The sequence below is a fragment of the Secundilactobacillus odoratitofui DSM 19909 = JCM 15043 genome (assembly GCF_001434895.1).
GTDB classification, from domain to species: domain Bacteria; phylum Bacillota; class Bacilli; order Lactobacillales; family Lactobacillaceae; genus Secundilactobacillus; species Secundilactobacillus odoratitofui.
The window spans coordinates 158584-173078 of sequence record NZ_AZEE01000029.1 but is presented as its reverse complement, the minus strand read 5'-3'; the positions used below and the strand labels follow the sequence as shown (position 1 = coordinate 173078).

Here is a 14495-nt window from a genome sequence, read left to right as displayed (position 1 = left end):
TTTCAATTGTTAAGTTTCTTGACGATAAAACACATATGCAACGTATTATTGTACACTTATTTGACAGAAAAACACGTAAAAACGCATCAATTCAGGCAATATTTTCTACTAATAGGAAGAAAGCTGGAAATAACGATTGCCAAATCGAATGTATGTTCGTATAATAAAAGTTAATTAATGAACGGGAGTGATGGTAATGGCACAACAACAATCGGTTCGCATTCAGCTACCTCAATCGGTTGATATGACTGAGATTGCGCAGATTTTAGAAACGGCCTTTGAAGCTCACGGCATTGAGTCTTACCACGTTAGCTATAACGAGGACGACGTTAAGACGGGAATGTTTTCTGAATAGCAAAAACGGTACCAACATCAACTTCATTCACGAAGTTGACGCTGGTACCGTTTTTAATCACTTGAAGTCATTATTCAGGCCAACTATAGATGGCCCGTTCGCCACCAATGAGCTTTGGTCGAGAGGTTAGGAACGTGGTGTGAGCATCACCAATTTCTTTGACACTGGTTTTGACTGGAATTTGAACAAACTTTACGTGCATACCGATTTGTGTATCACCGATATCCATACCGCCTTCAGCCACGATGTGCTCGACTTCAACGGGGTCCTTGAATGCTTTATACGCAGCTACTTGACCGGCACCACCAGCATGAAGTTGTGGCACAACTGACACAATTTCATACCCACGACGATCAGCGACTTCACGCTCCACGAGTAACGCCCGGTTGAGATGTTGGCAACCTTGCACCGCTAAATTAACGTGGTGCTGTGTTAAAAGCGGTAGCAGGGTGTTAATGACGACTTCACCGACTTCTTGATTAGAGTTCTGGCCCATCCAGTCGCCCATAACTTCACTAGAACTAAAACCCAAGACAAAAAGGCCATTAGTGGGTAAAGTGACTTGATCAAAGTATTCGTTGATTGCGGTTGTTAATGTTTTTTTAATGTTTTCGAGATCTATCATTCTTCAATACTCCTTATGTATCGCTCTGTTTTCCTCAATAATACCGTCATTACACGATAATTACAATTATCAAGTATCAGTAAGTAATCAAAACAACGAAAGAATATTAAAAAATACTGAGATTATTTTTGCTGAATCCGTTCAATTTGTTTGAATTGCCGCATCATCCATTGTTCGTAAGTGGTGTTAGCCGGTTGTGATTCGGTTACTCGCACGACTGGTACGTGGCTTTTTTTGGCAAGTTGTAATAGGTTTGTCGTCATTTTACTAATTTCTTGGGTGTTCACAACGAAAAAGGTAATTTTTCGCTGCTTAATGTCAGCCTGCATTTGTTTGATGTCCTTAGGTGACGGATCCGTATCATTTTGAACGGCTTGTGCGTAGTGGTTATTGTTTTGACGGTAGCCCATTGCGGTGAGTGCATAGTCAAAAACCGGTTCACTGACGTTGACGCGCTCATGGTGACTACCCTTTTTTAACTTAGCAATTTCAGCTTTTAACGGTGCCAGTGATTTGATGTAACGCTTTGCGTTGGCTTCAAAGTAGGCCCGGTTTTGTGGTTGCTGCTTGGCAAATTGTTTCGCGAGCGCATTCGCTAATTTTGGCATGGTCTGCATGTCATACCAGACGTGTTCATTGTCACCATCTCGCTTATGTAAGATGTCACCTGCGACATTGATTTTAGCCGTACCGGTGTTATCAGCTGCTAAGCGTGTCATCCAGCTATCATAACCAAGGCCGTTATAAACGATGACACTTGCGTTGCTAACGGCTTTGGCAGTGTTGGTTGTGGCTTCAAATTCATGAGGCTCCATACTTGGTTTATCAATGATTGAAGTGACGGTGCCCTTGTTACCCAAAACGGCCGTAGCCGCCTCACCGTAAAAATCTAGTGAGGCCACCACATTGATTCGGTGGGGATGCCTAGTTGCAGCCGACTGAGTTTGGCAGCCGGTCAAGGTGAGCAACAGTAGCCCGATGATGACAATTAAACTGAAATATCTAGCGTGTTGCTTGTTCATAGAATCCCTGAGCCTCCAATTAAACGATAATTATTACTGTTTAACTAGCATACCATAGATTGAACCTCACTGTGAACGGTCAAGCAGTGGGAACTTTCATTTTAGACATTTTTAGAATCATCATGAAAACTAACCATCTTTTCAAGAATTAATAAATACTTGAATTTGATAAATTGAAAATTTCTATTACTTTTTTGAAATTTTTTAATAAAAATGTTACGCACTACGCGCCGTAGTTGTTTCACGGTTGTTCATTTTTTCATTTGTTATTTCACGAAATAAAATTCAAAATAAAGCGTTTACATTTCACAAAGTCGCTCTTATACTAATCAACCGAAAGGCAAATGATTGCTAAAAAATAAGGAGGCGTTTCTGAATATGGCTAATGAAATTAGTGGTTCAGACGCAGTTTTGAAAGTTATTGAAAATTGGGGTGTTAAACACATCTATGGTTTACCAGGTGGTTCGTTTGACTCAACCATGAACGCGATTCATAACCAAAAGGATCAATTACAGTACGTGCAAGTTCGTCATGAAGAGGCTGGTGCGATTGCCGCTTCAGCTGACTACAAATTAACCGGTAAGATCGGTGTTTGTTTCGGTTCAGCCGGTCCTGGTGCCGTTCACTTGTTAAACGGGTTGTACGATGCTAAGGAAGATGGTATTCCAATGTTAGCCATCGTGGCGCAAGTACCATCAAGTCGCATGAACATGGACTTCTTCCAGGCGATGGATGAGGAACCAATTTTTGACGACGTGTCAGTTTGGAACCGGACTGCAATGACTGCAGAAAGCTTGCCAATGTTGACTGACGAAGCTATTCGTCAAGCCTATGAACACAAGGGTGTTGCCGTTTTGACAATTCCTAAGGACTTTGGTTGGGCTAAAATTGAAGATAACTTCGAGACCAACGCCGACTTACACACCGTGAACTATCCAGCACCAACGCCTGAATCAGTTGACGAAGCCGTTAAGTTGATCAAGGCTGCTAAGTCACCAATGATCTACTTTGGGATTGGTGCCAAGAACGCAGCTGACGAATTAAAGGCTGCTTCCGAAAAGTTCAAGATGCCACTTGTTTCATCTGTATTGGCTAAAGGTGTCGTTGAAGACGATTACCCAGCATACCTTGGTTCAACTGGCCGGGTTGCACCAAAACCTGGTGCTGAAATTGGTTTTAGTACTGATTTGATTATTTGGGTCGGCAACAACGTGCCATTTAGTATCTTCTTGTTCAACAAGAAGGCTAAGGTTATCCAAATTGATGTTAACTCAGAAAAGTTTGGTAAGCGTCACCACACTGACGTTGCAATGTTGGCTGATGCTAAGAAAGCCTTAGCTGCATTGACTGAAGCTGGTGAAGCCCGCGAAGAATCGACCTTCTACAAGGCTGCTTTAGCAGACAAACAAAACTGGGAAGCTTGGCAAGACAGCTTCAAGGATAGCGATGAAACACCCGTCCGTGCAGAACCTATCTTTGATGTTTTGAATCAAGAAGCCAGTGACAAAGCTGTCTGGGCTATTGACGTTGGTAACGTTAACATTAACTTCTCACGTTTGATCAAGATGCATGACGACCAAAAGTGGGCTACTTCAGGGATTTACGCAACGATGGGCTTTGGTGTACCAGCTGCTTTGTCAGCAAAGGTCAACTACCCAGATCGCGACGTTTACAGTTTGAGCGGTGATGGTGGCTTTGCCATGTTATCTGAAGAATTGTTGACGCAAGTTAAGTACGGCTTGAACATCATCAACATCGTCTTCTCAAACGAAACGTTAGGTTACATTGAAGCAGAACAAACCGATGATACGCATCAACCACTTTCTGGTGTTGATTTGCCAGATACTGATTGGGCTAAAGTTGGTGAAGGCTACGGTGCAAACGGCTTTACTGTTCGGACTAAGGCAGAATTCAAGGATGCCATTGAAGCTGCTAAGAAGTCTGACAAGCCAAGTGTCATCGACGTTAAGTTTACACACGACATGCCATTTACGACGGAGCATATGTTCCTTGATCCTGCATGGCAAGATAAGGACAAGATTGCTGCCTTCGTTAAGAAGTATGACGCACAAGACTTGAAGCCATTTAGTGCTTTTAATAAATAATCATGATTGATTAAAATAGGTTGGGATGTTTCTTGTCCCAGCCTATTTTTGTTATTTATATAGCCTCTATTTAAAGGTAGCATGCCGCCTTCGACCACCGATGTTTTTCACCTGGAGGCTGTGGGACCGGCTGCAGCCGCTCCGCGTCTTCCGCCGCGGTTCTGAGCCTAAAGTCCAGTCTCAGAACCGTCCAGTGGATAGTAAGCGCTAAAGCGCCAACTACCACTTATCACTGCCACCAGGCGAAAAAGCATCGGTGGCGCTACGGCTGAAATAGTGGTGAAAGGATAAGTGACTAAAAGGACATGAACGCCTATTTGTAGGATGTGGTGTTTCTGTGCCTTACAACATAAACCACTTCAAGTTAAATGAGCCAGGTTTAGTGCCAGAAGTTAATCGTCTAGTGAAATAAAATGGCTAGTTTTATCAACCAGGATTACACAGAGTGTTTACTTCAATGCTGACAAGAATATTTAATAAACTGATTGATGATACTTCATTTAAATGTAACGGGAACGGAGGGTTAGCGGGTTGTTTCTGCTGCAGTGATAAGTGCCACTTAACGCTTTAGCGTTTAGTGGCACTGGACGTTTCTGAGACTCGCGGGCTTAGCGGGGCTCAGAAACGAGGCGGAAGACACGTGTTCTGCGTGGCTGAAGCCGGTCCCACAGCAGCTGAAACAACCCGCTAGCACGTAGTGGTAGTGACAGACTATTACAACGTGCAGTACAAGCAAAAAAAGGATCCTGACGCAAAAACGTCAGAATCCATAAAAAGATTATAAAATATTAAGGCCAGTCGCTTTAATATCAGCTTCAAAGCCCTTAACAGTGTTCATGGTGACTTCATCACCAGTCTGTCCGTATTTTGAAACCAACTTGGTCAAAATAGTCGGTGGCACGGTGACAATGTCAACGCCCAAGGCTTCAGCTTGGGTAATGTTATAGATTTCCCGGGTGCTGGCCCACAACAGCTCAATTTCGTCGCGATCCGCTGTTAAAGCGACACTTTCTTTGACGAATGGCATTGGATCGGCACCAGTATCTGCAACACGACCAACGAAGATTGAAACGATGCTTGGTGTACCCGGCACAATTGCAGCGACACTTTCCTTAACCTGTTCAGTTGTCGCAATGGCTGTGATGTTAACTTGGATACCGGCAGCGGTTAAGTCGTGGATAAGGGTGGCGGTAGATTCGCCAGCCGTGGTCCGAATTGGCACCTTAACGTAGACGTTTGGCCCTAATTCATGGAGCAGTTCAGCCTCTTTTTGCATGGTAGCGGGGTCGTTACTGAAAACCTCAAATGAAATGGATTCATCTGGGAATGTTGCAACGGCTTTTTTAGCAAAGGCTAAATAATCTGTAACGCCAGCCTTCTTGAGTAAACTTGGGTTAGTCGTAAAACCTGTGACAAATGCATTCTGGTTGATGGCCTTCATGTCGTTTAAGTCAGCGCCATCAGAGTAAATTTTCGTTTTAAATGTTGGTGTAGCCAAATTGAGTCACCTCTAAATTTATTTTTGAAACAAATTAAGCTTTAATATCAGCACGTTGACCAACGAAAGCATCTAGGTACGTTGCCGTCACATTTTCAGCCGTGATGCCAAATTGCTTGATGATTTGATCTGGGTTACCAGATTCACCAAAGCGGTTCGTGATACCCACTTTCTTGCCCTTCAAGCCGACATAGCGTTCCCAGCCAAAGGTTGCCCCCATTTCAATGGAAACACGGTTGGTAACGTGGCTTGGCAATACTTCTTCGCGATATTCGTCTGACTGGGCGTCAAATAGTTCAAATGACGGTAGTGAGACCACGGAGACGTCTTGGCCAGTTTTGCGGAGCTGAGCTTGTGCAGCCAGTGCAACTTTGACTTCAGAACCGGTCGCAATAAGAATGCCTTCCGGTGTATCTCCTTGAGATGGTGATAAGACGTAACCACCACGTTGAACGCCCTCGTCAGCGAGTGTCTCAGTGTCTGGCAGTGTTGGCAGGTTTTGACGGGTCAAAACGAGCAGGGTTGGCGTTTTAGCAGAGGCTAAAGCGGCTTTCCAGGCAGCCGTTGTTTCGTTGATATCGGCAGGGCGAATCACGTTAACGTTTGGCATTGCACGGAAACTCATTAAGTGCTCAATCGGCTCATGGGTTGGCCCATCTTCACCAACAGCGACTGAATCATGGGTGAAGATATAGGTTGCTGGAATTTTTTGAATGGCAGCCAAACGAATGGCGGCACGCATGTAGTCTGAGAACACGAAAAAGGTACTGCCAAAGGCGTGGATCCCGCCATGGAGGATCATGCCATTAACGGCGGCAGCTTCAGCGAATTCACGAACCCCAAACCAGATGTTTTTACCAAGGGGTTGGTCAGCTTCATACGCATCAGCTGTTTTGACGTTCGTCTTGTTGGAAGCGAATAAATCAGCACTACCACCCCAGAAACTCGGCAATTGATCCGAAAGCGCGGCAATCACACGTTGACTGGTATTACGGCCTGATTCGGATTCACCGACGTGGCTAACGGGCAAATCAAGTTTGGCGTGAACTGGACGGAAGCCTTGTAAGAACTTGGTTGCCAATTCTGGGAATTGAACCGTGTACGCTTCAAATAGTGCGTTCCACTTATCTTCAGCTGCAATTCCGCGTTGCTTAACGTTGATGTCAAAGCCTTCACGAACGTCAGTAGGAATTTCAAATGGTTCATAATCCCAGCCGAGTTTTTCGCGGGCGTAAGACATGTGGGCCGAACCAAGTGGCTTGCCATGGACAGCGTTGGTACCGGCGTCTGGTGCACCAAATCCAATTACCGTTTTGATATCGATCAGGGTTGGTTGATCAGTATGCTGTTTGGCGTATTCGATTGCTGCGCTGATTTCAGCGGTATCGTTACCATCAGCAACGTGAAGTACTTGCCAATGATAGGCTTCAAACCGCTTGGTAATGTCTTCGGTGAAGGCCATATCAGTTGGGCCATCAAGTGACACACTGTTGTCATCGTACAGCACGATGAGTTTACCTAATTTAAGGTGACCAGCGAGACTGGCAGCTTCGTGAGAGATACCTTCCATTAGGTCACCATCGCCAGCCAGTGCGTAAGTATAGTGGTCCATAATGTCGAAGCCAGGCCGATTATATTGCGCGCCTAAATGGTTTTCAGCCATTGCCATCCCGACAGCCATGCCGAAGCCTTGACCCAGTGGGCCGGTGGTTGCTTCAACACCGTCAACGACACCGTATTCTGGATGTCCTGGAGTTTTACTCCCTAATTGACGGAAATTCTGCAGATCTTCAATGGAGAGCTGGAAGCCAGAAAGGTGTAACAAACTATAGAGTAAAGCGGAACCATGACCAGCCGATAAAATGAAGCGGTCGCGGTTAACCCATTTTTGATCAGTTGGGTTAATGTTTAGATGTTTTGTCCAAAGGGTGTACGCCATTGGTGCGGCGCCAAGTGGTAAACCGGGATGACCCGAGTTTGCCTTTTCAATCATATCAACACTCAAAAATCGTAAGGCATTAATTGATCTTTGGTCTAGGTTACTATTTTGCATTCAAATCACGCTCCTATGTCCTGAAAATATAAGGTAATCGCGCCAATATGTCAAACATGTACTGCTAAATGGTATAGCTTATAAAATTGATAATATCAATTTATTTTCATGACAATAATTGGACTTGAAAACACACCAGCAACGTTATTTACAACGTCTTATTGAAAAAATAATTGGCTGGATGAAAATTAAAGGATTGTAAGTGTGTGATTGAAATAGTTTTCATTTGGAAAAAAGTTCAACGCGATAGCGGTTGAACTTTGAACGGGAAGAATAAACGAGCTATTCTGAATGAAAGCTTTTTTCATGGGAAGTGAGCGATTAAATCATACGATTTAATAAGCAGCTTTCATTCGAATTTCAGTTTATTGTGAAAAATTAAAACGAATTTAATGTAATTATTTGAAAAGTTTAATTTATCATACTAGCTATTTTCGCCAAAAGCTACCCTAATTCAGGAATTACGGTTTGAAATAATCGCTGACTGGAGAAGCCATCGGAATCCTCTAAAGGGCAAATACAATTCCCGAACGAATCATTTGAGCTGTGGTATACTTGATTAAATAAATCAATTAACTAGGGGCGCATATTGCTGAGACGGTGACCGACCGAACCCTTTGAACCTGTGAGCTAACCCTCGCGTAGGAAAGTTAACGTTGTTAAATAACGTCTAAAACTGCCGGCTGGGGAATTTCTCCGGTCGGTTTTTTCTAGTTCAAGTCATATGTGCTCTAACAGGAGGGATTCTTGTGACAACCTTTACCGATCAAATTCATCAAAGTGCAGCACCGCTATGGCAAAAGAGCTTTGAACATCCTTTTATTCATGAATTACAAGCTGGCACGTTACCAGCTGACGTTTTTCGTTATTACTTGATCCAAGACCGCTATTACCTTAGTGAGTTTGGCAAGCTCCATGAATTGATCGCCCAGCAGGTGGATAACGCGCAGGACAAGGCATTTTTGCTGGCGGGGGCACAGGGCCTTAAAGATGGTGAAATAGCGGTGCGCGAAGGCTTCTTTGAGCAACTTGGGATTACGGATGACGAACTGGCCAGCACACCAATTGCGCCAACAGCTTACAACTACGTGAATCATATGTATGCGGAACTTTACCGTGGTACACCGCAACAAGCGATTGCCGGGCTATTACCATGTTACTGGTTATATAATCAAATTGGGCAACAACTTGTTGCTCAAGGCTCGCCTGATCAACTGTATCAGCGCTGGATTGAAACGTACGATAGTGACGACTATACCCAAAGTGTGGATCAAATGATTGCGTTAACTAATGAGGCAGCCACTCAGGTCGATGCAGCCGGTCGTGATAAGATGCAAACAGCCTTTGTACGAAGCAGTGCTTACGAGCTAGCTTTTTGGCAAATGGCGATGGATAAACAAAATTGGCGGGCAACGGCGTAAAGGATGTTCATCTTCTCCTGCGTTTGTTATAATCTGAAACAAACATAGAGGAAGATGATATACATATGGAAATTCGAGAGATTCAATCACGAGATGACGCTCAGATGGCGACAATATTACGGTCTTGTCTGGAACAATTACACCTCAACTTACCAGGAACGGCGTATTTTGATCCGTTTGTGGATCATTTGAGTGAGTGGTATGGTCAAACACCGGCAGCACGTTATTTCGTAGCGGTAACCGATCAGCAACGAGTTGTTGGTGGTTGTGGGGTTGGGCCGATTGCGCCTGATGATGGGATTGCAGAGCTCCAAAAGCTTTACGTTGACCCTTCTTTTCGGCACCACGGTACGGCGACCAAGTTACTGCCGCCGTGTTTTGATTATGCCAAGGCTCACTATCAGTCCCTTTACCTAGAAACGTTTGCAACGATGACTGCGGCTAATCAACTTTATCAAAAAGTGGGGTTTCAGTCTTTGGCAGCGCCACTGCCTCAGTCAGGGCATGGTGCTTGTGACACTTGGTATCTAATGGATTTGGCCAAACGCGTTTAATTTGAGTTGGCTGCCGGCTTGACATTCCGGACAGAAGCGATTATATTTATCATTAAATTTTAATTTGTTAATCGATTGCTTTGAAGAGAAGAGCGCAGAATGACTGATTACAGAGAACTCCGGTAGCTGAAAGGGAGCATTCAGAAGGTCTGCAAAGATGAACTCTGAGTAGCTGATTGTCGGTCATCAGGCTGACTTTCCGGGTAGCCACCGTTAACGGTCCAGTCATTGTACTGGAAGGCACTGTAAGTAGTGTAAAATTAGGGTGGTACCGCGACTCGTCGCCCCTTGTTCAATTGAACAAGGGGCGCTTTTTTTATTCAATCATTAACGCTCAGGAGGAAATATAATTATGACAGCATCTACTTTAACGCAGTATCCATATCGTTACGACGTCGTTGGCAGTTTATTACGGCCAGCAGATTTAAAACAAGCCCACCAAGATTTTGCTGCTGGTAAAATTGATCAGGCAGAATTAACTCGCATTCAGCGTCAAGAAACCAAACGAATCGTTGAAAAACAAGTCGCTCTCGGTTTTAAGGCGGTTACAGATGGTGAATTTAACCGTAGCTGGTGGCATCTGGATTTCTTATGGAACCTTACTGGTGTGGATAAGTACGATTACCATAAGAGTTATAAGTTCAAGGGTGACACGACCAGAACCGATAATGTTGAGCTGACCGGTCACGTTTCTGAGAACCCCAATCATCCCTTCTACGATAGTTTCAAATACCTTCAGTCAATCGTTCCTGACGGTGTGTTAGTTAAACAGACGATTCCGTCCCCAACCATGTTGTTCCGCGATAATCGAAGTGACCGCTGGCACGAATTTTACGAAACTTGGGATGCCTATTTGGACGATGTCGCTAAGGCTTATCACGATACGGCCGAACACTTCTATGCTTTAGGTTGTCGTTACTTACAAATTGATGATACGACGTGGGCCTTTTTGATTAGTAAACTAAATGAAACTAAGGATCAGCCAGCAGAACACGCGAAATACGAGCAACTCGCTAATGACGGTGTTCGTGTAATCAACGCCTTTTTGGCAGGCTTACCAGCTGATTTAACCGTTGCGACCCATATTTGTCGCGGCAACTTTAAATCAACGTATCTTTTCTCAGGTAGTTATGATGACGTGGCTGATCAATTAGGACAATTACACTACGATGGTCTGTTTCTTGAGTATGATAGCGAACGTGCAGGTAGTTTTGCATCCCTTGCACGCATCTGGAATCAAGATGCACACAAGCGACTAGTACTTGGTCTGGTGACGTCTAAGTTCCCAGAATTAGAGGATCAGGATGCCGTGATTGCCAGAATTAAGGAAGCGGCCAAGATTGTACCACTAGAAAACCTCGCGTTGTCAACACAGTGTGGTTTTGCTTCTACCGAAGAAGGTAACCAATTAACGGAAGACCAACAGTGGGCAAAATTGACGTTAGTTAAAACGATTGCCGAAAAAGTCTGGCCAGAAGCTTAAGTTTTTGATTTTGCACATGCAATTTGTCTGAAATTTCGCTATCATATATGGTATTGAGAAAAATACAAAGCGAGGTATTCAGATGATTAAAATGGTAGCGGTCGATATGGATGGCACGTTCTTAAATGACGAGCGGACGTATGATAAACAGGCGTTTCTAACGTTATTTAAACGGATGAAACAAAACAACGTCCACTTCGTCGCCGCCAGCGGGTCGCAGTATCAACGGCTCCGGCACGAGTTTGCTGAAGTGGCTGATCAAATGGATTACATCTCGCAAAATGGCGCAATTGTTCATCGTGGTCACGACCTTCAACACATTGAGGCTATTAGTGATGACCAGGTTCACGATGTTTTGCAATTGTTGAGTCAAACATTTGCGCCAGGCGAGATTAATCAAGAAGTTGTGGCTGGTTTAAATGCAACATACGTTAACCAAGATATGGATCCAGAGGCACTTAAAATCGTCAAATATTACTACCGACCAGTTATCGGTGTGACGAGTTTGCGCCAAATTGCCGCTAGAGCTGTTAAGGATCAGTTCACTAAGTTGGCAATCAGTTTCACACCAGGAGTTGATTTTGATCAGGCATCTAGTCGTTTGGCTAAGTTATTACCACAGAAGTTAAGTAGTGAAACTTCGGGATTTAACACGGATCTAGTCGGCTCTGCCAATGCGAATAAACGGTCCGGTATCCGGGCCTTGCAAGAACATTATCAAGTGGCAGACGATGAGTTGATGACGTTTGGTGATAATGAGAATGATTTAAGTATGCTGACAATGACGCCAAATAGTTATGCGATGAAAAATGCAGCCGCTAAGATTCAAAACGCAGCTGCTCATGTCACACAGTTTGATAATAACCATAGCGGGGTCCTTGAAACACTCAAAATGGCGCTATAATTCAAAAAGCCCCATCAAAGTACGATGAACAATCGTCTTTGATGGGGCTTTGGCGTTTAATTACGATTAAACGAAGTTAATGGTCATTGGAATCGAACCGATCAGAGATTCGTGAACGGTGCACTTCCGAACGACTTCGTTTAAGAAAAATTGGTGGTCAGCCGGTGAAAGGTTGGTTTCAGCGGTGATTTTGATATCAATGTTGGTTACTTTGGAACTGCCGTCTTGATAATGGGTTGTTTCACCCGAAACATCCACTTGAAATTTTTTGATCGTTAAATTGGCTTCGTCGTTTTCGATATCACGAGCTGTAACGCTCATGCAACTGCCAACGGCACCTAAAAGATATTGAACGGGGTTGGGGCCGGCATCGGTACCACGAGCGACAATTGGCTCATCGGCAATGTAGCTGTGACTACCTGTGCGGTTCATGACTTGTGTTCCTGCGGGCCGCAGGGTTGAATGGACGATGTATTTTCCCATTGTAGTGCCTCCTAAAAAGATAATGATACTATTGTAGCACTTTTTTGCAGAATTCTTGTAAATCTGGTTTGTGCGGGGTGAGGTTGATGAGTTGTCTTTGGCATTGAGACTAAATTGGTGCACGAGATATCAGCTATTAGGTAATATTTTCAAAAAACAGTGAGTCTGAGGAAAAAAGTTTATATTGTCAAAAATTGAACTAGTTTCTTAGCTTCAAGTTAATTAAAAATTTTCACTAATTTCAAGACTATTATCTAGCCTAATCGTGCGACAGAACTCAAGCCCCGGTCATAGAAGCGAAAAAATCGTGGATTCCTACAAATCAGGAATCCACGATTTTCTCACTTCTATTCTGGGACTTAAACGAGTTCTGTCCCACACTCGCTGTTTGATTTTTAAAGGATGAGGATGACGCGCCTAACCATCGGTAATCAGGGGAGGAATGTGGAGCTGGTCAGCGGATCATCTGTGTCATATTAACCGACAACGCGAACTTGGATTGATTGACGACCGAATTGCATTGCTTCGGCATTTGTCATTGAGATATCCAATTGGTTAGGGTTACTTGCGGCAAAAGTACCGGTATCGTTGACAACCCGATTCTCAGTATGCCCGTCTTGGAACTTGATTTCAAGCTGGGTGCCCTTTGGATAACGATCCAAAGCAGCAGCAACGCCAGTTCCAGTAGGAATTGAAGTACCTTGTCCACCGGCAGCAACTTGTGGATCATAAGCAGTTGCGACCATTGTCGTCCAACCACTCTTGGCAGTTGATTGACTCGTGGTTTTGGTTGTCGTGCTGGTGTCACTTTCAGTTAGTGACTTCACAGTCGTGTTTTTAGCAGTCTTGCTGCTAGTTGGAATAGTGAGCTTGTGGTTTGGTAAAATCACAGCGTTAACCGAACCCATTCCGTTTGCCTTAGCAATGGCATTAGGCGTTGTGTCATTGGCGTCGGCAATCTTCCAAAGGCTGTCGCCAGCCTTAATCGTGTATGTTTTAGCGGATGCAGAGGTAGTAGCAAAACCAAGACCAATTAAGGTACCAAATAGGACTAAACTACGTGTAACAAATGTTTTCTGTAACATATTGTGTATTTCCAACCTTTCGATTTTATGCCGAAGCATAGGAATTGAGTTAATGTGTGCATAAGTAAACTATTAGTTATTCATGCCACGAGTGCTACTATAACATGCTAAATTACCTTTTCAGTAACAAACTCACTACATTAATTTAGAAATGGGAAATATAATTGAAATTTTGTCATATGACTGTTACGAATTGAAATATGTAAGCGATAAATGACAAACATGTTACGTATAAATGAGCAAAAACTGTGCAAATGAGAATTTAGCAACGCATTTTTGGTAGTACAAACATGGATATAAATTGAAAACAAGTTGAAAATAGCCACCCTATCAAGTTTGAACGGATAGGATGGCTATTTTGTATATATTAAGTGAAATATTAAGCGGATGTTACAATAACGCTTCAGCGGCGGTTTCATCAATCGATAGACCGTTAAAGAGAAAGGCATTCTGGGTGAAAAGCGTTGCATTAGGATTGTGGTACTTTTGCCAGTCAGTCAGTTGCTTTTGAGAAATTGGCAGTGCAATTGTTGTGTGATCATAATTGAGATTTAGGACAAAAAACAGCTGATGCGATGAATAAGTGAGGTTGGCGTTAATCAGATCTTGATAAGCCTGAACTAAATTATGGGTCAGTTGGTCAATTTCACTGTTTTGCGTTGACAGCTGATCAAGTTGAGTTTTAAAAGTTGTTACTTCGCTGTTGGTAAGGCGCTTAGCAAGAATTTTTGTGCGGGTTGCTTCGTAGAGTGTACGATATTTTGAGACAATTGCTTCTATAATAATGTCGCCTCCAATTGAGTTGTTGACTACCGAAAGAAATTGAGAAATTTGTTTTACTTTTCCAGACAAATAGCCTACAATAATCATTGTAGATAAGAATCATTCTAAATTAGAGAGGGGATA

At 43.5% G+C, this 14495-nt stretch carries 13 protein-coding genes and 1 riboswitch; of the genes, 6 read left to right on the top strand and 7 right to left on the bottom strand.

What is annotated here, in order from left to right; translation table 11 throughout:
* Positions 1-196: 196 nt before the first annotated feature.
* Complete coding sequence (locus FD04_RS12470) at positions 197-355, top strand: hypothetical protein (RefSeq protein WP_156660433.1); 159 nt, start codon at positions 197-199, stop codon at positions 353-355.
* Between the two features lie 70 nt (positions 356-425).
* On the opposite strand, the gene FD04_RS08895 is transcribed toward FD04_RS12470, so the two are convergent.
* Together FD04_RS08895 and FD04_RS08890 are read right to left on the bottom strand one after the other, a co-directional pair.
* A complete protein-coding gene (locus FD04_RS08895; RefSeq protein WP_056948369.1) occupies positions 426-980 on the bottom strand; it encodes a TIGR01440 family protein in 555 nt (184 codons plus the stop codon).
* A gap of 122 nt (positions 981-1102) precedes the next feature.
* Positions 1103-2002 carry a metal ABC transporter solute-binding protein, Zn/Mn family gene (locus FD04_RS08890; protein WP_056948367.1) on the bottom strand — a complete coding sequence of 300 codons (900 nt, stop codon included), beginning with the start codon at positions 2000-2002 and terminating at the stop codon, positions 1103-1105.
* Between the two features lie 378 nt (positions 2003-2380).
* Here FD04_RS08890 and spxB point away from each other — a divergent pair, with 378 nt between their 5' ends.
* Positions 2381-4108: a pyruvate oxidase gene (gene spxB / locus FD04_RS08885; RefSeq protein ID WP_054700305.1), complete on the top strand. Its 1728-nt coding sequence runs from the start codon at positions 2381-2383 to the stop codon at positions 4106-4108.
* A 778-nt stretch (positions 4109-4886) separates the two neighbouring features.
* On the opposite strand, the gene FD04_RS08880 is transcribed toward spxB, so the two are convergent.
* Both FD04_RS08880 and tkt read right to left on the bottom strand, forming a co-directional pair.
* The gene (locus tag FD04_RS08880) at positions 4887-5606 is read right to left on the bottom strand and encodes a transaldolase (RefSeq protein WP_082603194.1); all 720 of its coding nucleotides are present in this window, start codon (positions 5604-5606) and stop codon (positions 4887-4889) included.
* 34 nt (positions 5607-5640) lie between these two features.
* Complete coding sequence (tkt, locus tag FD04_RS08875; protein WP_056948365.1) at positions 5641-7659, bottom strand: transketolase; 2019 nt, start codon at positions 7657-7659, stop codon at positions 5641-5643.
* 568 nt (positions 7660-8227) lie between these two features.
* A riboswitch (TPP riboswitch) is annotated at positions 8228-8324 on the top strand.
* Between the two features lie 84 nt (positions 8325-8408).
* On the opposite strand from tkt, the gene tenA reads away from it, so the two are divergent.
* From tenA to FD04_RS08855, 4 genes are all read left to right on the top strand, one after another.
* A complete protein-coding gene (gene tenA, locus FD04_RS08870; RefSeq protein WP_054700306.1) occupies positions 8409-9080 on the top strand; it encodes a thiaminase II in 672 nt (223 codons plus the stop codon).
* 65 nt (positions 9081-9145) lie between these two features.
* Complete coding sequence (locus tag FD04_RS08865) at positions 9146-9634, top strand: GNAT family N-acetyltransferase (RefSeq protein ID WP_054700307.1); 489 nt, start codon at positions 9146-9148, stop codon at positions 9632-9634.
* 352 nt (positions 9635-9986) lie between these two features.
* On the top strand, positions 9987-11117 hold the full coding sequence (locus FD04_RS08860) for a vitamin B12 independent methionine synthase (RefSeq protein WP_056948363.1): 1131 nt from the start codon (positions 9987-9989) through the stop codon (positions 11115-11117).
* Between the two features lie 82 nt (positions 11118-11199).
* Positions 11200-12021, top strand: coding sequence for an HAD-IIB family hydrolase (locus FD04_RS08855; RefSeq protein ID WP_054700309.1), 822 nt, complete (start codon positions 11200-11202; stop codon positions 12019-12021).
* A gap of 66 nt (positions 12022-12087) precedes the next feature.
* Here the strand turns inward: FD04_RS08855 and FD04_RS08850 are convergent, their stop codons facing one another.
* From FD04_RS08850 to FD04_RS08840, 3 genes are all read right to left on the bottom strand, one after another.
* Positions 12088-12504 carry an OsmC family protein gene (locus FD04_RS08850; protein ID WP_054700310.1) on the bottom strand — a complete coding sequence of 139 codons (417 nt, stop codon included), beginning with the start codon at positions 12502-12504 and terminating at the stop codon, positions 12088-12090.
* 476 nt (positions 12505-12980) lie between these two features.
* Positions 12981-13589, bottom strand: coding sequence for a LysM peptidoglycan-binding domain-containing protein (locus FD04_RS08845; RefSeq protein ID WP_054700311.1), 609 nt, complete (start codon positions 13587-13589; stop codon positions 12981-12983).
* A 390-nt stretch (positions 13590-13979) separates the two neighbouring features.
* Positions 13980-14459 carry a hypothetical protein gene (locus FD04_RS08840; protein ID WP_054700312.1) on the bottom strand — a complete coding sequence of 160 codons (480 nt, stop codon included), beginning with the start codon at positions 14457-14459 and terminating at the stop codon, positions 13980-13982.
* Positions 14460-14495: the final 36 nt, after the last annotated feature.

Bases quoted from the DNA above. Each gene is read 5' to 3' on its own strand.
- FD04_RS12470 (WP_156660433.1), top strand. From the start codon at position 197: ATGGCACAACAACAATCGGTTCGCATTCAGCTACCTCAATCGGTTGAT.
- FD04_RS08895 (WP_056948369.1), bottom strand. From the start codon at position 980: ATGATAGATCTCGAAAACATTAAAAAAACATTAACAACCGCAATCAAC.
- FD04_RS08890 (WP_056948367.1), bottom strand. From the start codon at position 2,002: ATGAACAAGCAACACGCTAGATATTTCAGTTTAATTGTCATCATCGGG.
- spxB (WP_054700305.1), top strand. From the start codon at position 2,381: ATGGCTAATGAAATTAGTGGTTCAGACGCAGTTTTGAAAGTTATTGAA.
- tkt (WP_056948365.1), bottom strand. From the start codon at position 7,659: ATGCAAAATAGTAACCTAGACCAAAGATCAATTAATGCCTTACGATTT.
- FD04_RS08865 (WP_054700307.1), top strand. From the start codon at position 9,146: ATGGAAATTCGAGAGATTCAATCACGAGATGACGCTCAGATGGCGACA.
- FD04_RS08860 (WP_056948363.1), top strand. From the start codon at position 9,987: ATGACAGCATCTACTTTAACGCAGTATCCATATCGTTACGACGTCGTT.
- FD04_RS08855 (WP_054700309.1), top strand. From the start codon at position 11,200: ATGATTAAAATGGTAGCGGTCGATATGGATGGCACGTTCTTAAATGAC.
- FD04_RS08850 (WP_054700310.1), bottom strand. From the start codon at position 12,504: ATGGGAAAATACATCGTCCATTCAACCCTGCGGCCCGCAGGAACACAA.
- FD04_RS08845 (WP_054700311.1), bottom strand. From the start codon at position 13,589: ATGTTACAGAAAACATTTGTTACACGTAGTTTAGTCCTATTTGGTACC.
- FD04_RS08840 (WP_054700312.1), bottom strand. From the start codon at position 14,459: ATGATTATTGTAGGCTATTTGTCTGGAAAAGTAAAACAAATTTCTCAA.